We start from the raw sequence: 22,860 nt of genomic DNA, 5'->3' as shown, positions 1-22,860 counted from the left end.
CCGAGGGTCGCCGGCAACGTGCAGGCGACCGTCGCTTTAAAGGTGTTAGAGCTTGATCCAGGTCGCTTTGAGTTCGGTGTACTTGTCGAACGCGTGCAGCGATTTGTCCCGACCGTTACCCGACTGCTTGTACCCGCCGAACGGCGCCGTCATGTCGCCGCCGTCGTATTGGTTGACCCAGACGCTGCCGGCACGCAAGCCACGGGCGAAGGTGTGGGCCTTGCTCAGGTTGCGCGTCCAGACACCAGCGGCGAGGCCGAAGATGCTGTCGTTGGCAATCGCCAGGGCTTCTTCAGCCGTGTCGAAGGTGATGACCGACAGCACCGGGCCGAAGATTTCTTCCTGGGCGATGGTCATGGCGTTGGTCACGCCGTCGAAAATCGCCGGTTCCACGTACAGGCCACCGGTGTCTTCGAGGGTGCGGCTACCGCCGGCGATCAGTTCGGCGCCCTGCGCTTTGCCGATGCCGACGTAACGCAGCACGTTGTCCAGTTGACGCTGGTCGACCACTGCGCCCACGGTCGTCGCCGGATCGAGTGCATGGCCCGGTTTCCAGGCTTGCAGGGCTTCGACCAGCAGCGGGATGAACTGCTCGCGAATCGAACGTTCCACCAGCAGGCGCGAACCAGCGGTGCAGACTTCCCCCTGGTTGAAAGCGATGCCGCTGGCCGCGGCCTGAGCGGCAGCGCGCAGGTCCGGCGCGTCGGCAAACACCACGTTCGCGCTCTTGCCACCGGCTTCGGCCCAGACGCGCTTCATGTTGCTTTGGCCGGCGTAGATCATCAGTTGCTTGGCAATTGCCGTGGAGCCGGTGAAGGCCAGCACGTCGACGTCCATGTGCAGCGCCAGCGCCTTGCCCACGGTGTGACCGTAACCCGGCAGCACGTTGAACACGCCTTTCGGGATACCGGCATCGAGTGCCAGTTGGGCGATACGGATCGCGGTCAGCGGCGATTTTTCCGACGGCTTGAGGATGAACGAGTTGCCCATCGCCAGGGCCGGGGCGAATTTCCAGCTGGCCATGATCAGCGGGAAGTTCCACGGCACAATGGCCGCGACCACGCCGGACGCTTCGCGCGTCACCAGGCCCAGCTGATCGTGGGGCGTGGCGGCGACTTCGTCGTAGATCTTGTCGATGGCTTCGGCGGTCCAGCGGATCGCGTTGGCAGTCGCCGGGATGTCGATGCTCATGGAGTCGCTGATCGGCTTGCCCATGTCGAGGGTTTCGAGCAGCGCCAGTTCTTCCTGGTTGGCCAGGATCAGGTCGGCGAAACGGATCAGCACGCGCTTGCGCTCGGCCGGGGCGAGGTTGGCCCAGATGCCGGATTCGAAGGTGCGCCGTGCCACTTCAACCGCAGCGTTGGCATCGGCTTCGTCGGTGCTGGCAACGTTCGCCAGGAAGCGACCGTCGACCGGGCTCAGGCATTCGAACGTGGCGCCGCTGGCGGCCGCGCGGTATTGGCCATCGATGAAGGCGCGGCCTTCGATGGTGAGGGACTGGAAGCGTTGCTCCCAGTCGCTGCGAGTGTTTGTCATTGTTGTGACTCGACGCAGGGGAATTGAGTGATCGTCGGACGAACGCCCGCCCAATCAAAAAATGAAATGCGATCCCTGTAGGAGCTGGCTTGCCAGCGATGGCGGTGGATCAGACGCCATCCATGTTGACTGTCATGACGCCATCGCCAGCAAGCCGGCTCCTACAGGGGTCGGCGGCGGACACAGGTTTGGTGTGTGCCGCCAACGCCGTCAAACGGTATGCAGGTACCAGTTGTACTCAAGATCGGAGATAGAGTTCTCGAACTCGGCCAGCTCGCTTTCCTTGCACGCCACGAACACGTCGATGTACAGCGGGTCGATGTACTTGGCCATGACTTCGCTGTCGTCCAGTTCGCGCAGGGCGTCGCGCAGGTTGTTCGGCAGGCTCTGCTCGTTTTGCTCGTAGCTGTTGCCTTCCACCGGTGCGCCCGGCTCGATCTTGTTGGTCAGGCCGTGGTGCACGCCCGCCAATACAGAAGCCATCAACAGGTACGGGTTGGCGTCGGCGCCCGCTACGCGGTGTTCGATGCGCACCGAGTCCGGCGAACCGGTCGGTACACGCACGGCCACGGTGCGGTTGTCGATGCCCCAGCTCGGCGAGTTCGGCACGTAGAACTGTGCGCCGAAACGACGGTATGAGTTGACGTTCGGGCAGAGGAACGCCATCTGCGCCGGCAGGGTCTCCAGCACACCGCCGATCGCGTGACGCAGCGCGGCGTTCTGCTCGGGATCCTCGCTGGCAAAGATGTTGTTGCCTTCTTTGTCCAGGATCGAAATGTGCACGTGCAGACCGTTGCCCGCCTGGCCCGGATATGGCTTGGCCATGAAGGTGGTGTCCATCTCATGGTCGTAGGCGATGTTTTTCACCAGACGCTTGAGCAGGACAGCGTAGTCGCACGCCTTGATCGGGTCAGCCACGTGGTGCAGGTTGACTTCGAATTGCGCCGGTGCACTTTCCTTGACGATGGCATCAGCCGGGATGCCCTGCTCTTTCGCGCCTTCGAGGATGTCTTGCAGGCAGTCGACGTATTCGTCGAGGTCGTCGATCAGGTAGACCTGGGTCGACATCGGACGCTTGCCCGAGACCGGCGAACGTGGCGATTGCGGACGACCGTTCACGTTGTCCTGGTCGATCAGGTAGAACTCAAGCTCAAAGGCTGCGCAGATGGTCAGGCCCATGTCGTCGAACTTGCGCACGATATTGGCCAGCACTTCGCGCGGATCAGCGAAGAACGGCTGACCTTCGAGTTCGTGCATGGTCATCAGCAGTTGCGCAGTCGGGCGCTTCTGCCAGGGTTCGATGCTCAGGGTGCCCGGGATGGGGTAGCAGATCCGGTCGGAGTCGCCAATGTCCAGACCCAGGCCGGTGCTTTCCACCGTAGAACCATTGATGTCCAGAGCGAACAGAGACGCCGGCAGGTTGATGCCTTTCTCGTAAACCTTATGAAGACTGGTGCGTTCGATGCGCTTGCCGCGCACCACACCGTTCATATCCGCAATCAGAAGGTCGACGTACAAAACCTCAGGATATTTCTTAAGGAATGCGTTTGCTTCGTTGAGTTGAACGGTACGCAGAGGGACCGACATGATGCACCTATTTTTTACTGTTAATTATTATGTTCACCGCCCTTTCACGAGCCCAGTCAATCCGAAAGGCAAAGTGAAGTCAATAGCGAACATCTGGCCTTTCAACGTTTATTTTCGGGCACTTCAGCGGCACGAGAGTGCCAGATACGCCACAAAACGCCCGTAAATCCTAATGATCGGACGTGCGGCGTTTAGAATTTTTTACATGAGAGTTGTTAATTAAAATCAACAAGGCTAAGCTCCGGAAAAGCTCGTTCAAGTGTCAAACTTCGAGGTGATAAAAATGGCATTCAAGCCATTGATCGGCGTTACTGCCTGCGTCAAACAGATTGGCCTGCACCCCTACCACATCAGCGGCGACAAGTACTTGCGTGCTGTCAGCGTCGCGGCATTGGGGCTGCCTGTCGTTATTCCTTCCCTGGCCGAACTGACCGAAATCGAAGACCTGCTGCCGCAGCTCGACGGTCTATTGCTGACTGGCTCGCCGTCGAACGTGGAACCCTTCCACTATCAAGGCCCCGACAGCGCCCCCGGCACAGAGCACGACCCACAACGGGATCGCACCACCCTGCCACTGATCCGCGCCGCCATCGCGGCCGGCGTCCCGGTGCTCGGCATCTGCCGTGGTTTCCAGGAAATGAACGTGGCGTTCGGTGGCAGCCTGCATCAGAAAGTCCATGAACTGCCGGGCTATCTCGATCATCGCGAAGCCAACCACCCGGACCTGGCCGTGCAGTACGCTCCCGCCCATGCGGTGAATGTGCAGCCTGGCGGCGTGTTCGAAGCACTGGACCTGCCACCGGTGTTCCAGGTCAATTCGATTCACAGCCAAGGCATCGACCGCCTCGCTCCCGGCCTGCGCGCCGAAGCCGTCGCGCCCGATGGCCTGATCGAGGCGGTCTCGGTCGAACACAGCAAGGCCTTCGCCCTCGGCGTGCAATGGCACCCGGAATGGCGAGTACTGGATAACCCTCCTTATTTGAGTATTTTCCAGGCGTTCGGCGAAGCCTGCCGGCAACGGGCGGCCCTGCGTCACACCCGCTAAGCACCTGATACCCACATTCAACGATTAACTGCCCCCGCGAGCGGGCAGGCGCTTTTGCGTGTGCCGCTCGCGACAACAACACACTGCGATAACAACAAGTACTACCAGGCAGCCAGGACGGCGGCGCCGAATTAACCCGGCCGGTATGAGCCAGCGCGATCTCCTGTAGAAGCGAGCCTGCTCGCGATGGGGTGTCAGTCGACACCCACGTAGCTGATACACCATCGCGAGCAGGCTCGCTCCTACAAAGGGTTGCGCGGACCTGCCCCGGGTTTGCAATCCACTATTAAGCCGGGCCGCGTTGGCCTGGCGACTGAAACCTGTTGGGAGTTTCACATGGCAAACGCCTCCAGCATCTACAGGAAGGCTCTTGAGGGTCACCAGGCACCGAAAAAGGTCCTGGTGAAAATCGATCGCGTCACCAAGAAGTTCGACGAAACCACCGCCGTGGACGATGTGTCCCTGGAAATCCACCAGGGTGAAATCTTCGCCCTGCTCGGTGGCTCCGGCTCCGGCAAATCGACCCTGCTGCGCATGCTCGCCGGTTTCGAACGCCCGACCGAAGGCCGGATCATGCTCGACGGTGTCGACATCACCGACATGCCGCCGTACGAACGACCGATCAACATGATGTTCCAGTCCTACGCCCTGTTCCCGCACATGACGGTGGCGCAGAACATCGCCTTCGGCCTCAAGCAGGACCGTTTGCCAGCAGCCGAGATCGAAGCCCGCGTACAGGAGATGCTGCGCCTGGTGCACATGACCCAATACGCCAAGCGCAAGCCACACCAACTGTCCGGCGGCCAGCGCCAGCGCGTGGCCCTGGCCCGTTCCCTGGCCAAGCGCCCGAAACTGCTGCTGCTCGACGAACCGATGGGCGCACTGGATAAAAAGCTGCGCTCGCAGATGCAGCTGGAGCTGGTGGAAATCATCGAGCGCGTCGGCGTGACCTGCGTGATGGTGACCCACGACCAGGAAGAGGCCATGACCATGGCCCAGCGTATCGCGATCATGCACCTGGGCTGGATCGCCCAGATCGGCAGCCCGGTCGACATCTATGAAGCACCGGTCAGCCGCATGGTCTGCGAATTCATCGGCAACGTGAACGCCTTCGACGGCACCGTTGTAGAAGACCTGGAAGGTCACGCGATCATCCACAGTCCGGATTTGGAGCAGAAGATCTACGTCGGCCACGGCGTCAGCACCTCGGTGCAGGACAAGTCGATCACCTACGCGATCCGCCCGGAAAAACTGCTGGTCAGCACCGTCAAGCCCGAGAACCGCTACAACTGGTCCGCCGGCAAGGTGCATGACATCGCCTACCTTGGCGGCCACTCGGTGTTCTACGTCGAGCTGCCTGGCGGCAAGATCGTCCAGTCGTTCATGGCCAACGCCGAGCGCCGCGGTGCACGTCCGACCTGGGACGATCAGGTCTACGTGTGGTGGGAAGACGACAGCGGCGTGGTACTGCGCGGATGAAAACCTTCAATCAGCAATTCCTGAGGTGGGTCCCCAGCGGGCGCAAGTTCGTCATCGGGATTCCGTTCATCTGGCTGTTCCTGTTCTTCATGTTGCCGTTCTTTCTGGTGATGAAGATCAGCTTCTCCGAAGCGGCCCTGGCCATTCCGCCCTACTCGGAGATCTACACCTTCGCCGAGCAGAAATTCCAGCTGATGCTCAACATCGGCAACTATTCCCTGCTGGGCCAGGACGATCTGTACCTGTCCGCCTACCTGGGGTCGTTGAAGGTGGCGTTTTTCAGCACGCTGATGTGCCTGGTGATCGGTTTCCCGATGGCCTACGCCATTACCAAGGCGAGCAAGGAAGCACAGAACGTCCTGATGCTGCTGATCATGATGCCGACCTGGACCGCGATCCTGATCCGCGTGTATGCGTGGATGGGCATCCTCAGCAACAACGGCCTGCTCAACGCGTTCCTGATGTGGACCGGGCTGACGTCGCACCCGATCGAGATCCTCAACACCAACACCGCGGTGTATATCGGCGTGGTGTATGCGTACCTGCCGTTCATGGTGCTGCCGCTGTACGCCAACCTGGTCAAGCACGACCAGAGCCTGCTGGAAGCCGCCTCGGACCTGGGTTCGAGCACCTTCAACAGCTTCTGGAAAATCACCGTGCCGCTGGCCAAGAACGGCATCATCGCCGGTTGCATGCTGGTGTTCATTCCAGTGGTCGGTGAGTTCGTGATTCCGGAACTGCTGGGCGGCCCGGAAACCCTGATGATCGGCCGTGTGTTGTGGCAAGAGTTCTTCAACAACCGCGACTGGCCGGTGGCGTCTGCCCTGGCGGTGGTGATGCTGTTGATCCTGATTGTGCCGATTCTGCTGTTCAACCGCAGCCAGGCCAAAGAGATGGAGGCACGGGGATGAAGCGTTTCGGTTTTTCAAAAATGATGTTGGTGCTCGGCCTGTCGTTCATCTACTTGCCGATGCTGATCCTGGTGATCTACTCGTTCAACGCCTCCAAATTGGTGACGGTGTGGGGCGGCTGGTCGTTCAAGTGGTACGCCGGCCTGCTCGATAACACCCAACTGATGGGCTCGGTGGGGCGCTCGCTGGAAATCGCTTGCTACACCGCTGTGGCGGCAGTGGCACTGGGCACGCTGGCAGCATTCGTGCTGACTCGCGTGACCCGCTTCAAGGGCCGCACGCTGTTCGGTGGCCTGGTCACCGCGCCGCTGGTCATGCCTGAAGTGATCACCGGTCTGTCGTTGTTGCTGCTGTTTGTAGCGATGGCGCAGTTGATCGGCTGGCCGATGGAACGTGGCATCGTCACCATCTGGATTGCCCACACCACGTTTTGTGCCGCTTACGTTGCGGTGGTAGTCTCCGCCCGCCTTCGCGAGCTGGACCTGTCCATCGAAGAAGCGGCCATGGACCTGGGGGCGAAGCCTTTCAAGGTGTTTTTCCTGATCACCATTCCGATGATCGCGCCGTCACTGGCGGCCGGCGGCATGATGTCGTTCGCCCTGTCGCTGGATGACCTGGTACTGGCCAGCTTCGTGTCCGGTCCGGGTTCGACCACCCTGCCGATGGAAGTATTCTCGGCGGTACGCCTTGGGGTTAAGCCCGAGATCAACGCCGTGGCCAGCCTGATTCTGTTGGCGGTCTCGATCGTGACATTCATGGTTTGGTACTTCAGCCGCCGCGCCGAAGCCAACCGTAAACGCGCAATCCAGGAAGCGATGGACCAGACGGCCAGTGAATCCTGGCAGCAACCTGTAAAGCAAATGGCAGGAGCGACGGCCTGATCGTTGCTCAGTTAACTGTGGCGAGGGGGCTTGCCCCCGTTGGGTCGCGAAGCGGCCCCAAAACCGGAAACCGCGGTGTTTCAGATACACCGCGTTCACCTGTTTTACGACTGCTTCGCAGCCGAACGGGGGCAAGCCCCCTCGCCACAGGTTCTGTGTTCTGATTTTTGTTTTGTGTTTTTGAATAAAAAAGAAATGGAGTTGTACCGATGAAAATGTTTGGCAGGACTCTGCTGACACTGTCCTTATTGGGCGCAATCGCCACTGGCGCCCAGGCCAATGACAAGGTTCTGCGCGTCTACAACTGGTCGGATTACATTGGCCCGGACACCGTCAAGAAGTTCGAAGACGAGACCGGCATCCAAGTGACCTACGATGTCTTCGACAGTAACGAAACCCTTGAAGCGCGCCTGCTGGCGGGTAAATCCGGCTACGACATCGTCGTGCCGTCCAACAGTTTCCTGGCCAAGCAGATCAAGGCCGGCGTCTACCAGACGCTGGACAAGTCCAAGCTGTCGAACTGGAAAAACCTCAACCCGGTGCTGCTAAAAAACGCTTCCGCGAGCGACCCGGACAACGCCCACGCGATCCCGTACATGTGGGGCTCGATCGGTATCGGTTTCAACCCGCAGAAGGTCAAGGAAGTCCTCGGTGCCAATGCCCCGACCTATTCCTGGGACCTGCTGTTCAAGCCGGAAAACGCCGAGAAGCTCAAGGCCTGCGGCATCAGTTTCCTCGATTCGCCGACTGAGATGATCCCGACCGCCCTGCACTACCTGGGCTACCCGGTGAACGATCAGGACAAACAGCACATCGCCGAAGCCGAAGCGTTGTTCATGAAGATTCGCCCGAACGTGGCGTACTTCCATTCCTCGAAATACATCTCCGACCTGGCCAACGGCAATATCTGCGTGGCCGTCGGTTACTCCGGCGACGTGCTGCAGGCCAAGGCCCGAGCCCAGGAAGCCGGGGACAAGGTGAAGATCGACTACAGCATCCCGAAAGAAGGCGCCGCCAGTTTCTACGACATGCTCGCCATCCCGCGTGATGCCGCCAACGTCGACAACGCCTACCTGTTCATGAACTTCCTGATGCGTCCGGATGTGATTGCCGACATCACCAACAACATCGGCTACAGCAACGCCAACTCGGCAGCCACGCCGTTGGTCGATGAAGCGATTCGCAACGATCCGGGTTCCTACCCGTCGGAAGCGGTGATGGCCACGCTCTACGCGGTGCCGGACCAGCCGATTGCGATCCAGCGGATCATGACCCGTGGCTGGACCAAGGTGAAACTGGGTCAGTAATTCACTCTGAAATGCTTTCGCGAGCAGGCTCGCTCCTACAGGGAGACGCCTTCCAAAGTAGGAGTGAGCCTGCTCGCGATGAGGCCCTGACACCCAATACCAACTTCAGCTCTACCCTTTTCCGTTCACGCAGCGCCTTACCACCGCTGCCACTCCTGCAAGTAGAACGGCCTCACCTGGCTCCCTCGGTTCAGGTGAATGTTGGCGCCCTCGGGCGCCTTTTTTATTGAGAGTCCAACAACGGCCATTCGGCTAGCGCCCGATAGCGTCCCTTGTGCGATTCAAACAGGATGAAGCGATCAGCCCGCAAGACAAACTCGGGTGGCGTGGCAGACTCCGGCGCCGGTGCCCGATAGTCCCGCGCCAGCGTCAGGTGCGGACGGTATTCCCTCGGCTCTGCCTCCAGTCCAAACGGCAACATCGCCTGCTCCAGCGCGTACACCAGTCGCAGCAAGGCCGGTGGCGCTTGCTCGGGCGCCAGCACCAGCGCCCCTGCCCGGCGCCATGCGTCCAGCCGATCCAGGCGCACCGCCAAGCGCTCGCCCGGGACACGGATGGCCGCTGCCGCCGTGCAGATCTCGCCGATCTGCGCCACCCCCACCGCCCCCAAAAACAGCAGCGTCAGGTGAAAATTTTCCGCTGGCACCGGCCGGCCATTACGCAATTGCAGCGCACTGCGCCACTGGGCGATTTCCCGGCGCGGGCCAGGGGCGCAGTCCAGCGCAAAGAACAGGCGCTTGAACGGCTCGCGGGATTCGTCGCTCATGCCGTACACCTCGTGAGAAGACCGCTTGAGTGTTACTCAACCACCCCCCAGCGGCCAGCGCATTTCTGGCGCTGCCGGGCAGGCGCGTTATAGTTCTAGCATCGCGAAAAACCGGAGGGGGCCATGCGACAGGTCATCAGCAAAGAGCCATGGTGGGCCAGACCGCCCGAGCCCGGCCAGGATGAACTCAACCTGGAATGGGGTTGGCTGGTGCATTACAGCGAAGGTGAGCCGCGCTTCGAATTCATCCGTGAGCGGCCGACGGATGACCAGATCCGCCAACGCAAGAGTTGCAGGATCACCCCGACGCCGGAGTGACCCTGCGTTGGCCTTCAGGCCTGGAGCAGTACTTCAAAGCCGCCATACACCATGCGCTGGCCATCGAAAGGCATGGGGTTGACGTCCGGTTGCATGCGCGAGTCCTGCATCATCTTGTCCATCCCGGCGTTGCGGGTGGCCTTGTCCGGCCAGATGATCCAGCCGAAGGCCACGGTTTCGTCCTCCTTGAGTTTCACCGCCAGCGCAAACGAGGTGACCTTGCCTGGCGGGACATCCTCGCCCCAGCATTCGACCACGCTCAAGGCACCGTTTTCCTTGAAGATCGAGGCGGCGACTTTTGCGTGCTTGATGTATTGCTCGCGATTAGCGGTGGGTACAGCAGCGATAAAACCATCGACATAAGACATGAGCGTTTCTCCTTGGATCATGGGGTGTTCTGCTGGGTAGTCGGTTGCGCGGGCGTCCAATCGACAGCCCCGGCGCTCAAACCGACCGGCGGTGCCGTGTGATCCGCCAGGCTGCCTTCGATCTGCGCCGCCATGTACAACGTGCCGGCCATGACGCCACTGGTCGGGTTCTGTACCAGTTTGGTCCAGGCCTTGTCGAAGGTGTTGCCCAGGCTGCTGCGAATCAACGCCTCGCTGTCGGGCCGGTCGTTGGCCTGGATGATCGCCCGAATACCGGCCACGCCCACGGTGATCAAGCCGCCGGCCAGTTTCCCGGCGGCGGCGGCCACGGCACTGGCCGCCCCGCGTGGCGCCATTTCGGCTTCCATGCGCTGGCTGGCGCGCTTGGCCACCGGCGCCATCGCGGTGTCAGTCGAGCCCACGCCCTTGTCACCGCCGGCCTGATGGACCTTTTCGACCAGTGCCGCGTAGGCGGGCAAGGTATTCAACGGGTCGGTGTGGACGATCTGAAATAGCGAGGCATTGCGCGCCGCTGGTGGCCCTAGGGCGATGGCCGGAATTTTCTGGAGGCGCCCGTTAAGCTGTGCCATCGGCACGCCGTGGCGGGTGGAAATCTTCTGCAGCTCTTCCTTGAGGATGTCGGCATAAAACGACATCGCCAGGCCCAGAATCGCATCGGGATCGATTTCCACGGCCACCGGGGCCAGGACCTTCTCCTGATAGGCCTGGAGCAGGTAGGACGCCAGGCGTTTCTCGGCAGCATCTTGTTCGCCCTTGGCGCTGATGGTGTACCAGCTGACTTTCATCGACAGCCATTCCTGCGTCCAGTAGCTGCTGAACCAGGGAATGAAGTTCTCCTCGGTCAGTTCATAGACCCGCGTGCGCCAATAGTCCATGGCGCCACGGGCGTAGATCTTGGTCTGCTCGGTAGCCGAATGCGAGGCCTCGACAATCTCTCGATCGACTTGCTGCCAGGTGCTGGTCGGAACGATCACCGGCGCCACGTTCACAGGTGCACGCGGCGACGTGGCGCATCCCGCCAACACCACCAGCACGGCGACGATCAGTGAACGCAGGTTCACGATGGCGGGTTCCTGAAGTGTTCATCGAACAGGACGTTCGGTGTTTGGCAGCCCTCTGTTTTGAGTATAGGTGGCGGCGTGTGTCTGGCCGACGGTTGGCGGTGCTTCTGAGGCCGTCTTCGCGGGCAAGTCCGCTCCCACAAGTCCTCGGTCGACCACGACCCTGTGGGAGCGGGCTCGCCCGCGAAGGGGCCCGTAAAAACCGCGCAAAACCCACCATCACTGGCGTCGATATCCATCATCGCCGCAATCGCCTTCCGCCCCATTGCCGTCAGCGTAGGATCGATCCCAAGCCAACACGAAACCGCGAATCGGAGGGGAACATCATGCTGATCCATCTGCTGACCTGCCTGGCCCTGACGGCGTTCACCTTGGGTGTGTTTGCCAGGTACGCCCTGAGCGAGGAGCAAACATCATGATCCACACCGTCACACTCGCCGTGCGGTTCCCGGTGTTCGGCAATAATTTCTACGCGCAGAAATACGAGTCACGTAAAGAGTTGACTCTGATGTTCGACAAAAATTTCGAGGCATTGCTGATCCCGGCTGCCGATCATCACTTCAGCAACGAAGTGGTCGGGCTCAACGATCAGTTCCGGTTTTTGAATGATGTGCTGGTCGAGCATTTGCTCGATGAAGAACTGGCGAAAGGCGCGAGCCGGTCGTTCGGATTCTGAGGGCGACCGCCTGTCGCTCGGATACAGCTCACAGCGTTCGCTGACTATTACCAATGCCCTTGGCAATATCGATCCCCCAATCCATCGCCGCCTCCATGTCCAGCATGTGCGGCCGTGGGTCGTGGTTTTCGTCGATCGCCGTGCCATCCGGCCGGTAGACCCCGATGAACATGCCTAACGAACCGTCTTTCAGTATCTCGGCCTTGACCTTGATATTGCATCCGTTGGACAGCGTTTCCTTGTGCTCCAGATGGCGCTCGGTCATGACTGTTTTCCTCCCCTGGCTGGATTGAAACCCTACTGGCCATGCTAGCTCAGCCCTGTGCAACGCGCCGATTGGCAGGACCGAAGGCCAGCCCTGACAGCCGCGCAATGCCTCCTATACTGAAGGCCACCTCCCTCCAGGGGATCTGCACGTCCAACAATAAAAAGCAGAGGTGGAACATGGTCTGGCAGCAAGTCTACGATCCGTTCGGTAACCCGGTGCTTTCAACGGTTATGGCCGCCGTACCGGTGGTGGTGATGCTGGCGTCCCTGGCGTTCTTTCACGTCAAGGCACACCTGGCGGCGTTGCTCGCCCTGGCCTCGGCCTTGCTGATCGCGATCTTCGCCTTCGGCATGCCGGCGAACATGGCCGGTTCTGCGGCGCTGTTCGGCGCAGCGAACGGCTTGCTGCCGATTGGCTGGATCGTGCTGAACATCATCTTCCTGCACCGCCTGACCACCGAGAACGGTTCGTTCAAGGTGCTGCAGGATTCCCTGGCACGTATTACCGATGACCGGCGCCTGCAACTGCTGCTGATCGCCTTCTGCTTCGGGGCATTTTTCGAGGGCGCGGCCGGGTTCGGCACGCCGGTGGCGGTGACCGGGGCGATTCTGATCGGCCTGGGCTTCTCGCCCCTCGCTGCCTCCGGCCTGGCCCTGATCGCTAACACCGCACCGGTGGCGTTTGGCGCCCTTGGCACGCCGATCATCACCCTGGCCAAGGTCACCGGGCTGGATGAAATGGAGCTGTCGATGATGGTCGGCCGGCAGTTGCCGTTCTTCTCGGTGCTGGTGCCGTTCTGGCTGATCTGGGCCTTTGCCGGATGGCGCAAGATGCTGGAGATCTGGCCGCCGATCCTGGTGGCCGGGGTCAGTTTTGCCGTACCGCAGTTCCTCGTGTCCAACTATCACGGACCGATGCTGGTGGACGTGATCGCCGCGTTGATTTCCATGGCCTGCCTGACCGGTTTCCTCAAGGTCTGGAAACCCGCCACAGTGCATACCTCCGCCGCCCTGTCCGGCCGGGTCGACCATTCGAAGATCGACGCCGAACACGACGAACAGCCCGTACCCACTGCAACCTTCGCCAACGAGGCCAAACCGGCGGTGATGCGCGCGTGGATGCCGTGGGTCATCCTGACGATCTTCGTGTTCATCTGGGGTACCCAAAGCTTCAAGAATACCTTCGACATTCGTCCGGTCATCGACCCGCAAACCAGCAGCGCCAAACTCGACCCGCAAGGTAAACCGATGTTCGAAGGCAGCCCGGTGTTCGCCCCGGTCGTGACCTTCAGCACCCTGCACTTGCAGGTGGTCAAGGTGCCGCCCGTGGTATCGGCGCCGAAACCTGAAGAAGCGGTCTACAAGTTCACCTGGTTCACCGCCACTGGCAGCGGCATCCTGTTGGCGGCGATTGTCGGCGGCTTGCTGATGGGCTACTCGATCCCGCAACTGATCCGCCAATACTTGCGAACGTTGTGGGTGGTGCGTTTTTCGCTGATCACCATTGCCGCGATGCTCGCGCTGGGCTTTCTCACACGCTACTCGGGGCTGGACGCGACGATGGGCCTGGCCTTCGCCGCAACGGGCATTTTCTACCCGATGTTCGGCACCTTGCTCGGTTGGTTGGGCGTAGCGCTGACCGGTTCTGACACGGCGTCCAACGTACTGTTCGGCGGCTTGCAACGGGTGACCTCCGAGCAACTGGGCATCAGCCCGGTATTAATGGCCGCAGCCAACAGTTCCGGTGGGGTCATGGGCAAGATGGTCGATGCGCAATCGATCGTGGTCGCCTCCACCGCCACCCGCTGGTACGGCCATGAAGGCGAAATCCTGCGCTACGTGTTCTTCCATTCGATTGTGCTGGCGATCCTGGTTGGCGGGCTGGTGACGTTGCAGGCCTACGTCGCGCCTTTCAGTCACATGGTGGTCGGTGGGGATTGACGCCGATGAACATTCTCTACGACGAACGCGTCGACGGCGCCCTGCCCGATGTCGACAAAAACGCCCTGTTAGAGGCATTGCAGACCCGACTGCCGGGTCTGGAAATCCTCCATCAGCAGGAGGAACTCAAACCCTACGAATGCGACGGACTGTCGGCCTATCGCACCACACCGATGCTGGTGGTGCTGCCGCGGCACATCGACGAAGTGCAAGGTGTGTTGCGCGTTTGCCATGAACGGCAGGTCCCCGTCGTGGCCCGAGGCGCGGGCACCGGATTGTCCGGCGGTGCGTTGCCGCTGGAGAAAGGCGTGCTGCTGGTGATGGCGCGCTTCAACAACATCCTGCACATCGACCCGGCCGCCCGAACTGCGCGGGTTCAGCCCGGCGTGCGCAACCTGGCGATTTCCCAGGCCGCGGCACCGTTCGGCCTGTATTACGCGCCGGATCCCTCCTCGCAAATCGCCTGTTCCATCGGCGGCAACGTCGCGGAAAATGCTGGCGGCGTGCACTGCCTCAAATACGGTCTGACCGTGCACAACGTGCTTAAGGTCGACATCCTCACGGTCGACGGCGAGTACCTGAGCCTCGGCTCCCACGCCCTCGATTCCCCCGGTTTCGACCTGCTGGCATTGTTCACCGGCTCCGAAGGCCTGCTCGGGGTAATCACCGAAGTCACGGTCAAGCTGCTGCCCAAACCGCAAACCGCCAAAGTGCTGCTGGCGGCGTTCGATTCCGTGGAAAAGGCCGGGCGTGCCGTCGGCGACATCATTGCCGCCGGCATCATCCCCGGTGGCCTGGAGATGATGGACAATCTGGCCATCCGCGCTGCCGAAGACTTCATCCATGCCGGTTATCCAGTGGAGGCCCAGGCGATCCTGCTGTGCGAACTCGATGGCGTTGAAGCCGACGTCGCGGATGACTGTGAGCGGGTGCGCCAGGCGCTGCAACAGGCCGGCGCCATTGAGCTGCGCCAGGCCAAGGACGAGGCCGAGCGCGTGCGGTTCTGGGCCGGGCGCAAGAATGCCTTCCCGGCGGTGGGCCGTCTCTCGCCGGATTATTACTGCATGGATGGCACCATCCCCCGGCGCGAACTGCCCGGCGTGTTGCACGCCATCGCCGAGCTGTCGAACGAATACGGGCTGCGGGTGGCCAACGTGTTCCATGCCGGAGACGGCAACATGCACCCTCTGATCCTGTTTGACGCCAATCAACCCGGTGAACTGGATCGGGCCGAAGCCCTGGGCGGCAAGATCCTGGAACTGTGCGTGAAAGTTGGCGGCAGCATCACCGGCGAGCACGGCGTGGGCCGCGAGAAAATCAACCAGATGTGCGCACAGTTCAACAGCGATGAACTGACCCTGTTCCACGCCATCAAAGCCGCGTTCGACCCCAGCGGCCTGCTCAACCCCGGCAAGAACATTCCGACCCTGCACCGCTGCGCTGAGTTCGGTGCGATGCACGTGCACGGCGGGCAATTGCCTTTCCCCGAGCTGGAGCGGTTCTGATGGGCGGCCCTGAGGATTTCGATGACAGCGCGTCGTTGCTGGAGCAGGTCAATCAGGCGCTGGAAAACACCACGCCATTGCGCATTCAGGGTTCCAACAGCAAGGCCTTCCTGGGGCGCACCACGGCCGGGCAAATCCTCGACACCCGCTCGCACCGCGGCATCGTCAGCTACGAGCCGACTGAACTGGTGATCACGGCCCGTTGCGGCACGCCATTGTCGGAGCTGGCGCAGGTGCTGGACGCCGCGCAACAGATGCTGCCCTGCGAACCGCCGTCCTTTGGCGATGGCGCCACTGTCGGCGGCATGATTGCCAGCGGGTTGTCCGGGCCGCGGCGTCCGTGGTCGGGTTCGGTGCGCGATTTTGTGCTCGGGACGCGGGTCATCACCGGGCAAGGTAAGCTGTTGCGCTTCGGCGGCGAGGTGATGAAAAACGTCGCCGGTTACGACGTGTCGCGGTTGATGGCCGGCAGTCATGGCTGCCTCGGGTTGATCACTGAAGTCTCGCTCAAGGTGCTGCCAAAACCCCGGCAGTGCCTGAGCATCAGCCTGGAAATGGACACTGAACGGGCCTTGCTGCGCTTGGCCGAATGGAGCCAGCAGCCGTTGCCGATCAGCGCGGCCTGCCACGACGGTACTCACCTGCACCTGCGGCTGGAGGGCGGCGAAGGTTCGGTGGCGGCGGCCCATGACCGCCTCGGTGGCGAAGTGCTGGACGCTTGCTTTTGGGACGACCTCAACCAACAGCGCTTGAGTTTCTTCGATGAGGACCAGCCGCTGTGGCGCCTGTCGCTGCCCAACAACACGCCGCGCCTGTCGCTGCCGGGACGCCAGTTGATCGACTGGGGCGGTGCTCAGCGCTGGTTGAAATCCGATGCCGAAGCGGCGTTTATCCGCCAGGTGGTCAGTGAGGTCGGCGGTCATGTCACCTGCTTCAGCTTTGGTCTGACCGACACCCCCTTCTATCCACTGCCCCCGGCGCTGATGCGCTATCACCGCAACCTGAAACAACAACTCGACCCACGGGGCATTTTCAACCCCGCACGCCTGTACGCGGAACTTTGAACCATGCAGACGACCCTGAGTGAACGTGCCCGTCAACTGCCCCGCGCCGAGGAAGCCGAAAGCATCCTGCGCACCTGCGTGCACTGCGGTTTTTGCAATGCCACCTGCCCGACCTATCAATTGCTCGGCGATGAACTCGACGGACCGCGGGGCCGTATCTACCTGATCAAGCAAGTGCTGGAAGGCAACGACGTCACGCAAAAGACCCAGCAACACCTGGACCGCTGCCTGTCGTGTCGCAACTGCGAAACCACCTGCCCGTCGGGCGTCGACTACCACAACCTGTTGGACATCGGCCGGGCGGTGGTCGACGCGGCGGTGCAGCGCCCGCTCGGCCAGCGCCTGTTGCGTGAAGGGTTGCGCCAGACCGTGCCGCACCCAGAGTTGTTCAAACGCCTGGTCAACAGCGGCCAGGTGTTCCGTGCATTGCTGCCCGGCCCCCTGCAAAGCAAATTGCCGCGTCATGCCCCGCCGGCCAAGCCACGGCCCACGACCCTGCATCAGCGCCAGGTGCTGATGCTTGAAGGCTGCGTGCAGCCCGGCCTCTCGCCCAACACCAATGCCGCAGCGGCGCGGGTGCTGGACCGCTTGGGGATCAGCGTCATTGCGAGCCGCCAAGCTGGTTGTTGCGGCGCCGTGGACTACCATCTGGACGCCCAGGCCGCCGGCCTCGACCGCGCCCGGCGCAACATCGACGCATGGTGGCCGAGTATCGAAAAAGGCGCCGAAGCGATTGTACAAACCGCCAGCGGTTGCGGTGCCTTCATCAAGGACTATGGCCACCTGCTCGCCAGCGACCCGGCCTATGCCGACAAGGCGAAAACAATCAGTGCGCTGGCCCGGGACCTGGTGGAAGTATTGCGCGACGAACCGTTGGGCAAACTCGGCATCCGCGCCTCGCAACGCTTGGCATTCCATTGCCCCTGCACCTTGCAGCACGCGCAAAAGCTCGGCGGTGCTGTAGAAGCGCTGCTGACCGGGCTCGGTTTCAACCTGACCTACGTCCCCGACGGGCACCTGTGTTGTGGCTCGGCGGGCACCTATTCGCTGACCCAGCCCGAACTGTCGCGGCAACTGCGCGACAACAAGCTCAATGCCCTGGAAAGCGGCTATCCCGAGGTTATTGTCACGGCCAACATCGGTTGCCAGTCGCACCTCGACGGCGCCGGACGAACTCCGGTGCGGCACTGGATCGAACTGGTCGAGGCCGCCCTGCCCTAAGTCAACCCTGGAGATGCCCATGAACAGCAAAGCCGTGCTCAGCCAAATTGAAGTCGGCCAGATCCTTGCCGCCGCCCGCGCCGAAGCACAGGCCAATCAATGGGCGGTGACCATCGTGGTGGTCGACGACGGCGGTCACCCGCTGGCCCTCGAACGCCTCGACGGCTGCGCGCCGAGCAGCGCGTATATCGCCACCGAAAAGGCGCGCACTGCAGCCCTCGGTCGGCGCGAATCGAAAAGCTACGAGGACATGGTCAATGGCGGGCGCTACGCTTTTCTGTCGGCGCCAGTGCTGACTTCACTGACGGGCGGCGTGCCGGTGGTGTTCGATGGGCAGGTGATTGGCGCGGTTGGCGTGTCCGGGGTCAAGCCGGAGCAGGATGCGCAGGTGGCGAAGGCTGGGGCGCAGTGTGTGAAATGAGATTCTGGCATTACCGTTTCCCCGTGGGAGCTGGCTTGCCAGCGATGGCGGAGAGTCAGGCGACCGCGATGTTGGATGTGCTGGCCTCATCGCGAGCAAGCCCGCTCCCACAGGGGATCGCTGTCGAACACAGATTGTGTGTTCACCGAAAATCCCTGTGGGAGCGGGCTTGCCCGCGAAGGCGGTATCCCTGGGGAAATTACTTGGGCTGAGCCACGGTCCGCAGATACGGCTTCAGGGTCTTGAAGCCATCGGGGTATTTCTTCTTTGCGTCTTCATCCGACACCGACGTCGGGATGATCACGTCTTCACCCGGTTTCCAGTTCACCGGCGTCGCAACGGTGTGCTTGGCATTGAGTTGCAGCGAGTCGAGCAGGCGCAGCACTTCATCGAAATTACGCCCGGCACTCATCGGGTAGATCAGCATGGCCTTGACCTTCTTGTCCGGCCCGACGATGAACACCGAACGCACCGTGGCATTGTCCACTGCCGTGCGCGAGCCGCCGCTGGCATTGGGGTGGATCATGTCGTAGAGCTTGGCAACCACCAGGTTTTCATCGCCGATCAGCGGATAGTTGACCGCCGTGCCCTGGGTCTCGGCAATGTCACCGACCCAGCGGTTATGGTCACTGACCGGGTCGATGCTCAGGCCCAGGACCTTGGTGTTGCGCTTGTCGAACTCTGGCTTGAGCTTGGCCAGGTAGCCCAGTTCGGTGGTGCACACCGGGGTGAAATCCTTGGGATGGGAAAACAGGATGGCCCAGCCATCGCCGACCCATTGGTGAAAATTGATCGTGCCTTCGGTGGTGTCGGCGGTGAAATCCGGTGCTTCGTCGCCAATGCGGATTGCCATGTTCGATCTCCTTGCGTTGATGGAAAGGGGGGGCGCCGTCAGGGCAACGAATGCGCTTCAACGGCATGGACGCGAGAAGTATAGGAGAGGTTCGGTAAAGCGCCGGCCGCGTAGTCAGTGGCTAGCCCACCAGCGCAATCAGTTGCTGGCGCTGGGCGTCGGTCAGCATTGGGCCGAAACCGGCCCCGGCATTTTCCGCCATATAGTGCGGGTTGCCGGTGCCGGGAATCACGCAGGTCACCGCCGAATGCGACAGCAGGAACTTCAGCGCCAGTTGCGGCCAGCTCTTGACCCCGACCTGCGCCGCCCAGCCTGGCAGCGGTTTGTCTTTCAGTCTGGCGAGCAAGCCACCGCCGCCAAACGGCCGGTTGCAGATCACCGCCACGCCGCGCTTGCGACACAGCGGCAGGATGCGTTTTTCGACGCCGCGATCATCCAGGGCGTAGTTGATTTGCAGAAAATCCAGTGCCTCGGCCTTGAGCACCGCCTCCACTTCTTCATAGGCCGACGCCGTGTAATGGGTGATGCCGATGTAACGAATGCGCCCTTCTTCTTTCCAGCGACGCAAGGTCGGCAGATGGGTTTGCCAGTCCAGCAGGTTGTGGATCTGCATCAGGTCGATGCGATCGGTTTGCAGCAAGGCGAAGGATTTTTCCATCTGCGCAATGCCGTCCTCGCGGCCCCGGGTCCAGACTTTGGTGGCGAGAAATGCCGGGGAGCGCGGCTCATGGATCGACAGCAGCTCGCCGGTGGTCTGCTCCGCACGACCGTACATCGGTGAACTGTCGATCAACGTGCCACCCTTGTCGAACAACGCATCGAGAACCGCGGGCAAGTCTTTGTAGGCTGTCTGCGAAGGGTCGACGTCGAACCCGCGATAGGTGCCCAAGCCGACGATCGGCAAGGCCTCGTTGCTGGAAGGAATGACACGGGTCTGCATGGTCTTGCCTCCTGTTCCCGTCGCCGGCGCGGGTTGCGCACCGATCGAACCGAACGTGAAGACCGCCGAAGCACCGGCAGCCAGCGTGAGGATTTCTCTACGGGTGTAACCCACAGGATGGCTCATAAACCGTTTCTCACCAGTCACCCGGATGCGCAACACCCGCGCCAAGGTCGATTGACTACACTCTGCAAGCATGGCGGCAGCCGCCGCTTTCACGCCCTTGAGCCGACAATGCCGCCCACTAACGTTAGTCGAATGTCGCGCACCCTGGTGTTACTTGTCGTCATCGTCGCTGCGCTGTACCTGGCGCTGTGTGTCGCGCTGTTCGTCTTCCAGCGGGCGCTGATCTATTACCCACAACCGCGCACGGTCGGCACCGCCGCCACGCTGCTGACCTTGCCGGTGGCCGATGCGCAGGTGCTGGTCTCGGTCAGGCCGCATGACGGCCCCAATGCGCTGATCTATTTCGGCGGCAATGCCGAAGACGTCTCGCGCAATCTGCCGGCGTTCTCGCAAGCATTCCCGGACTACGCGTTGTATCTGCTGCACTACCGGGGGTATGGCGGGAGTACCGGCTCACCTTCCGAAGAGGCCATTGCCCGCGATGCCATCAGCTTGTTCGACACGGTGCATGCCAGCCACGCACATGTGGCGGTGGTCGGGCGTAGCCTGGGTTCGGGCGTTGCCGTGCGCCTGGCCAGCCAGCGCCCGGCCGAGCGACTGGTGCTGATCACGCCTTACAACAGCCTCGAAGGACTTGCCGCCCGGCAGTTCCGATGGTTTCCGGTGCGCTGGTTGTTGAAGGACAAATTCCAGTCCTGGCAGTACGCCGCGCGTATCACCGTGCCGACAGTCTTGATCGCGGCCGAACAGGATGAAGTGATTGCGCGTTCGAGTACCGAGCGGCTGTTAAGTCATTTTGCCAAAGGCGTCGCGTCGATGCGGGTGATCAAGGGCGTGGGACATAACTCGATCAGTGACAGCCCTGAATATCTCCCGCTGCTGAAAGAAGGGTTGTAACGAAACCCCGTACCTTTGTGGCGAGGGGGCTTGCCCCCGTTGGACTACGAAGTAGTCCCCCGCACTGCCCACGCGCCTGGCATTAATCGGTGTGCTGGGCGGCGGTGAGGTTGAACGGGTTCACACCGCGGTGAACCTTGTCCCGGAACGCCAGTCATACCCCAGCGTTTTCCCCCTCCTATCGTTGTCATCTCTTTTGAGTTGCCGTCCCATGCGCCAAACCGCCGTTGCCTTGCGCTTGACTTCGCTGTGCCTGTCTACCCTGCTCCCCGTTTTCGCCAGCCCCGCCCACGCCGATGCACAAAGGCAATTGGTGACGGCGATCAACGACTACCGCGCGCATCCGCAAGGCTGCCAACTGCGACCCACGCAGCGGTTATCGCCCCTGACACTCAAGTCGAACCTGGCCCTGCCCGTTGGCTATGGCGGTGGATTGCGGGACCGGTTGAAGGCCTCCGGCTATCAGGCCACCCTGGTGCGATCGATCCGTGTGGTGGGTGCTCGGGATGCCGAAGAAGCGTTCGATAGGTTCCAGGACGAGCACTGCGCCGCGCTGCTGGACAACCAATACGCCGATATCGGCGTCAGTCGCGCCGGGAGCGAATGGCAAGTGGTACTCGCCAAGCCGGTACTCGACGGGCAAACCGGCGATCCACGCAGCGCCGCGCAAGCCTTGCTGGCGCAAGTCAACGCAGCCCGGGCCAAATCCCGACTGTGCGGTCGCCAGCGTTTCGCCGCGGCGCGACCATTGTCCTGGAGTGCCGCCCTGGGCTCGGCAGCACAAGGCCATAGCAAGGACATGGCCTACGGCAATTATTTCGCGCATCAGGACCCCGACGGCGAGATGCCCGCCGACCGTGCCAGGGCCGCCGGTTACCGTGGTCGACAGATCGGCGAAAACATCGCCGCTGGGCAAGGTTCGCCGAGCAAGGCGATGGCCGGCTGGCTCGCCAGCCCCGGGCACTGCGCCAACTTGATGAATCCGATGTTTACCCAGGTCGGCGCGGCCTACGCCTCGAACGCGCGCAGCGACGAAGGTGTGTACTGGACGATGCTGTTTGGCGCGCCATGAGCCGCCGGCCAGCCAACCGTGCGGGCATTAAAAAGCCCGCACTGGGCGGGCTTCGCGGGTGAATATAAGTAGGTGGCCGGTGCTGGTCTCCGGCTTACAAGGTTTATCAGGCCTCCCACAGAAGCGTCGTGAAACTGTAATGGAACTCTTCTGCTTCACACGGCATAAGGGCTGGATCCCAGCGCGGGGATCTTTCTAACCGTGTACCCTTCGGAACGCGCCCCACGTCTCCTAGCTATCCTTTTGCGCATCAGTCTGCGTCTTCACCTACAGGTTTGAGGATAGCAAAACAGAGGCAAATGCCAACCGCGCTTTTAGACCAATTTCGACCAGCAAAAAATCTGGCAGGACGGAAAAAAACTAAGCCTGCAGCGTGGTCCAAATCCAGCATCGATAGCGTCTGACACACCGCCTTCGCGGGCAAGCCCGCTCCTACAGGGGATCGCGTAGTCGGAAACACCACATGACCTTGTAGGAGCTGGCTTGAAGTGGTCCAGTTTTTTTAGACCATTCTGTAGGAGTATTACGCCGCTAGCTTTTCAAAGATGGCTGGCGGCAGGTTGTTCGAGGCGGTGTGACAGCGTCTGTGGTTGTAAT

Annotated in this window: 22 protein-coding genes; 14 read left to right on the top strand and 8 right to left on the bottom strand. The window is 61.5% G+C overall.

What is annotated here, in order from left to right; genetic code table 11:
* Positions 1 to 45: 45 nt before the first annotated feature.
* Together J1D76_RS23500 and J1D76_RS23495 are read right to left on the bottom strand one after the other, a co-directional pair.
* Positions 46 to 1,536: an aldehyde dehydrogenase gene (locus tag J1D76_RS23500; protein WP_421140721.1), complete on the bottom strand. Its 1,491-nt coding sequence runs from the start codon at positions 1,534 to 1,536 to the stop codon at positions 46 to 48.
* A 210-nt stretch (positions 1,537 to 1,746) separates the two neighbouring features.
* The gene (locus J1D76_RS23495; RefSeq protein WP_421140720.1) at positions 1,747 to 3,123 is read right to left on the bottom strand and encodes a glutamine synthetase family protein; all 1,377 of its coding nucleotides are present in this window, start codon (positions 3,121 to 3,123) and stop codon (positions 1,747 to 1,749) included.
* A gap of 283 nt (positions 3,124 to 3,406) precedes the next feature.
* Between J1D76_RS23495 and J1D76_RS23490 the strand changes: the two genes are divergently transcribed.
* The 5 genes from J1D76_RS23490 to J1D76_RS23470 all read left to right on the top strand — a co-directional run bounded on the left by J1D76_RS23490 (position 3,407) and on the right by J1D76_RS23470 (position 8,746).
* Positions 3,407 to 4,168, top strand: coding sequence for a gamma-glutamyl-gamma-aminobutyrate hydrolase family protein (locus J1D76_RS23490; RefSeq protein ID WP_421140719.1), 762 nt, complete (start codon positions 3,407 to 3,409; stop codon positions 4,166 to 4,168).
* 336 nt (positions 4,169 to 4,504) lie between these two features.
* Entirely contained in the window at positions 4,505 to 5,647 is a 1,143-nt protein-coding gene (gene potA, locus J1D76_RS23485; protein ID WP_421140718.1) for a polyamine ABC transporter ATP-binding protein, read from the top strand.
* Positions 5,644 to 6,558 carry an ABC transporter permease subunit gene (locus J1D76_RS23480; protein WP_421140717.1) on the top strand — a complete coding sequence of 305 codons (915 nt, stop codon included), beginning with the start codon at positions 5,644 to 5,646 and terminating at the stop codon, positions 6,556 to 6,558. The genes potA and J1D76_RS23480 overlap by 4 nt, the downstream gene beginning before the upstream one ends.
* A complete protein-coding gene (locus J1D76_RS23475) occupies positions 6,555 to 7,439 on the top strand; it encodes an ABC transporter permease subunit (protein WP_421140716.1) in 885 nt (294 codons plus the stop codon). The genes J1D76_RS23480 and J1D76_RS23475 overlap by 4 nt, the downstream gene beginning before the upstream one ends.
* A gap of 209 nt (positions 7,440 to 7,648) precedes the next feature.
* Entirely contained in the window at positions 7,649 to 8,746 is a 1,098-nt protein-coding gene (locus J1D76_RS23470) for a polyamine ABC transporter substrate-binding protein (protein ID WP_421140715.1), read from the top strand.
* Between the two features lie 223 nt (positions 8,747 to 8,969).
* Here the strand turns inward: J1D76_RS23470 and thpR are convergent, their stop codons facing one another.
* Positions 8,970 to 9,512 (bottom strand): RNA 2',3'-cyclic phosphodiesterase, encoded by a 543-nt coding sequence (gene thpR, locus J1D76_RS23465; RefSeq protein ID WP_421140714.1) that lies wholly within the window; start codon positions 9,510 to 9,512, stop codon positions 8,970 to 8,972.
* A gap of 123 nt (positions 9,513 to 9,635) precedes the next feature.
* Here thpR and J1D76_RS23460 point away from each other — a divergent pair, with 123 nt between their 5' ends.
* A complete protein-coding gene (locus J1D76_RS23460) occupies positions 9,636 to 9,830 on the top strand; it encodes a hypothetical protein (RefSeq protein ID WP_421140713.1) in 195 nt (64 codons plus the stop codon).
* A gap of 14 nt (positions 9,831 to 9,844) precedes the next feature.
* Here J1D76_RS23460 and J1D76_RS23455 read toward each other — a convergent pair whose 3' ends face one another.
* Entirely contained in the window at positions 9,845 to 10,198 is a 354-nt protein-coding gene (locus J1D76_RS23455) for a DUF1428 domain-containing protein (RefSeq protein ID WP_421140712.1), read from the bottom strand.
* Between the two features lie 17 nt (positions 10,199 to 10,215).
* Positions 10,216 to 11,280: a hypothetical protein gene (locus J1D76_RS23450; protein ID WP_421140711.1), complete on the bottom strand. Its 1,065-nt coding sequence runs from the start codon at positions 11,278 to 11,280 to the stop codon at positions 10,216 to 10,218.
* 415 nt (positions 11,281 to 11,695) lie between these two features.
* Between J1D76_RS23450 and J1D76_RS23445 the strand changes: the two genes are divergently transcribed.
* The gene (locus tag J1D76_RS23445; protein ID WP_421140710.1) at positions 11,696 to 11,956 is read left to right on the top strand and encodes a hypothetical protein; all 261 of its coding nucleotides are present in this window, start codon (positions 11,696 to 11,698) and stop codon (positions 11,954 to 11,956) included.
* A gap of 28 nt (positions 11,957 to 11,984) precedes the next feature.
* Here the strand turns inward: J1D76_RS23445 and J1D76_RS23440 are convergent, their stop codons facing one another.
* Complete coding sequence (locus J1D76_RS23440; RefSeq protein WP_160388183.1) at positions 11,985 to 12,221, bottom strand: hypothetical protein; 237 nt, start codon at positions 12,219 to 12,221, stop codon at positions 11,985 to 11,987.
* Positions 12,222 to 12,400: 179 nt separating this feature from the next.
* Here J1D76_RS23440 and J1D76_RS23435 point away from each other — a divergent pair, with 179 nt between their 5' ends.
* From J1D76_RS23435 to J1D76_RS23415, 5 genes are read left to right on the top strand one after another with little or no spacing between them, the layout of a single operon-like run.
* The gene (locus J1D76_RS23435) at positions 12,401 to 14,164 is read left to right on the top strand and encodes an L-lactate permease (protein ID WP_421140709.1); all 1,764 of its coding nucleotides are present in this window, start codon (positions 12,401 to 12,403) and stop codon (positions 14,162 to 14,164) included.
* A 5-nt stretch (positions 14,165 to 14,169) separates the two neighbouring features.
* Positions 14,170 to 15,669, top strand: coding sequence for a glycolate oxidase subunit GlcD (gene glcD, locus J1D76_RS23430; protein WP_421140708.1), 1,500 nt, complete (start codon positions 14,170 to 14,172; stop codon positions 15,667 to 15,669).
* Positions 15,669 to 16,733 (top strand): glycolate oxidase subunit GlcE, encoded by a 1,065-nt coding sequence (glcE, locus tag J1D76_RS23425; RefSeq protein WP_421140707.1) that lies wholly within the window; start codon positions 15,669 to 15,671, stop codon positions 16,731 to 16,733. Before glcD ends, glcE begins: the two co-directional genes overlap by 1 nt.
* Positions 16,734 to 16,736: 3 nt before the next feature.
* Positions 16,737 to 17,954, top strand: coding sequence for a glycolate oxidase subunit GlcF (gene glcF / locus J1D76_RS23420; protein ID WP_421140706.1), 1,218 nt, complete (start codon positions 16,737 to 16,739; stop codon positions 17,952 to 17,954).
* Positions 17,955 to 17,973: 19 nt separating this feature from the next.
* Positions 17,974 to 18,375: a heme-binding protein gene (locus tag J1D76_RS23415; RefSeq protein ID WP_421140705.1), complete on the top strand. Its 402-nt coding sequence runs from the start codon at positions 17,974 to 17,976 to the stop codon at positions 18,373 to 18,375.
* A gap of 199 nt (positions 18,376 to 18,574) precedes the next feature.
* On the opposite strand, the gene J1D76_RS23410 is transcribed toward J1D76_RS23415, so the two are convergent.
* Entirely contained in the window at positions 18,575 to 19,228 is a 654-nt protein-coding gene (locus J1D76_RS23410; protein WP_421140704.1) for a peroxiredoxin, read from the bottom strand.
* Between the two features lie 121 nt (positions 19,229 to 19,349).
* On the bottom strand, positions 19,350 to 20,294 hold the full coding sequence (locus J1D76_RS23405; RefSeq protein WP_421140703.1) for an aldo/keto reductase: 945 nt from the start codon (positions 20,292 to 20,294) through the stop codon (positions 19,350 to 19,352).
* Between the two features lie 108 nt (positions 20,295 to 20,402).
* On the opposite strand from J1D76_RS23405, the gene J1D76_RS23400 reads away from it, so the two are divergent.
* Together J1D76_RS23400 and J1D76_RS23395 are read left to right on the top strand one after the other, a co-directional pair.
* Positions 20,403 to 21,191, top strand: coding sequence for an alpha/beta hydrolase (locus J1D76_RS23400; protein WP_421140702.1), 789 nt, complete (start codon positions 20,403 to 20,405; stop codon positions 21,189 to 21,191).
* A gap of 211 nt (positions 21,192 to 21,402) precedes the next feature.
* Positions 21,403 to 22,263, top strand: a complete 861-nt coding sequence (locus J1D76_RS23395) for a CAP domain-containing protein (RefSeq protein ID WP_421140701.1) — start codon at positions 21,403 to 21,405, stop codon at positions 22,261 to 22,263.
* Positions 22,264 to 22,860 lie beyond the last annotated feature (597 nt).

This window comes from Pseudomonas sp. NFX15 (assembly GCF_049132105.1).
In the GTDB taxonomy this organism is placed as follows: Bacteria; Pseudomonadota; Gammaproteobacteria; order Pseudomonadales; family Pseudomonadaceae; genus Aquipseudomonas.
The sequence above is the reverse complement of the archived record's forward strand: the minus strand, read 5'-3'. Positions and strand labels throughout refer to the sequence as shown.

Excerpts from the sequence above, each read along its gene's own strand:
- thpR (WP_421140714.1), bottom strand. The coding sequence starts at position 9,512 with ATGAGCGACGAATCCCGCGAGCCGTTCAAGCGCCTGTTCTTTGCGCTG.
- glcE (WP_421140707.1), top strand. The coding sequence starts at position 15,669 with ATGGGCGGCCCTGAGGATTTCGATGACAGCGCGTCGTTGCTGGAGCAG.
- potA (WP_421140718.1), top strand. The coding sequence starts at position 4,505 with ATGGCAAACGCCTCCAGCATCTACAGGAAGGCTCTTGAGGGTCACCAG.
- J1D76_RS23495 (WP_421140720.1), bottom strand. The coding sequence starts at position 3,123 with ATGTCGGTCCCTCTGCGTACCGTTCAACTCAACGAAGCAAACGCATTC.
- glcF (WP_421140706.1), top strand. The coding sequence starts at position 16,737 with ATGCAGACGACCCTGAGTGAACGTGCCCGTCAACTGCCCCGCGCCGAG.
- J1D76_RS23500 (WP_421140721.1), bottom strand. The coding sequence starts at position 1,536 with ATGACAAACACTCGCAGCGACTGGGAGCAACGCTTCCAGTCCCTCACC.
- J1D76_RS23410 (WP_421140704.1), bottom strand. The coding sequence starts at position 19,228 with ATGGCAATCCGCATTGGCGACGAAGCACCGGATTTCACCGCCGACACC.
- J1D76_RS23455 (WP_421140712.1), bottom strand. The coding sequence starts at position 10,198 with ATGTCTTATGTCGATGGTTTTATCGCTGCTGTACCCACCGCTAATCGC.
- J1D76_RS23435 (WP_421140709.1), top strand. The coding sequence starts at position 12,401 with ATGGTCTGGCAGCAAGTCTACGATCCGTTCGGTAACCCGGTGCTTTCA.
- J1D76_RS23405 (WP_421140703.1), bottom strand. The coding sequence starts at position 20,294 with ATGAGCCATCCTGTGGGTTACACCCGTAGAGAAATCCTCACGCTGGCT.
- glcD (WP_421140708.1), top strand. The coding sequence starts at position 14,170 with ATGAACATTCTCTACGACGAACGCGTCGACGGCGCCCTGCCCGATGTC.
- J1D76_RS23440 (WP_160388183.1), bottom strand. The coding sequence starts at position 12,221 with ATGACCGAGCGCCATCTGGAGCACAAGGAAACGCTGTCCAACGGATGC.
- J1D76_RS23470 (WP_421140715.1), top strand. The coding sequence starts at position 7,649 with ATGAAAATGTTTGGCAGGACTCTGCTGACACTGTCCTTATTGGGCGCA.
- J1D76_RS23480 (WP_421140717.1), top strand. The coding sequence starts at position 5,644 with ATGAAAACCTTCAATCAGCAATTCCTGAGGTGGGTCCCCAGCGGGCGC.
- J1D76_RS23475 (WP_421140716.1), top strand. The coding sequence starts at position 6,555 with ATGAAGCGTTTCGGTTTTTCAAAAATGATGTTGGTGCTCGGCCTGTCG.
- J1D76_RS23445 (WP_421140710.1), top strand. The coding sequence starts at position 11,696 with ATGATCCACACCGTCACACTCGCCGTGCGGTTCCCGGTGTTCGGCAAT.
- J1D76_RS23490 (WP_421140719.1), top strand. The coding sequence starts at position 3,407 with ATGGCATTCAAGCCATTGATCGGCGTTACTGCCTGCGTCAAACAGATT.
- J1D76_RS23395 (WP_421140701.1), top strand. The coding sequence starts at position 21,403 with ATGCGCCAAACCGCCGTTGCCTTGCGCTTGACTTCGCTGTGCCTGTCT.
- J1D76_RS23460 (WP_421140713.1), top strand. The coding sequence starts at position 9,636 with ATGCGACAGGTCATCAGCAAAGAGCCATGGTGGGCCAGACCGCCCGAG.
- J1D76_RS23400 (WP_421140702.1), top strand. The coding sequence starts at position 20,403 with ATGCCGCCCACTAACGTTAGTCGAATGTCGCGCACCCTGGTGTTACTT.
- J1D76_RS23415 (WP_421140705.1), top strand. The coding sequence starts at position 17,974 with ATGAACAGCAAAGCCGTGCTCAGCCAAATTGAAGTCGGCCAGATCCTT.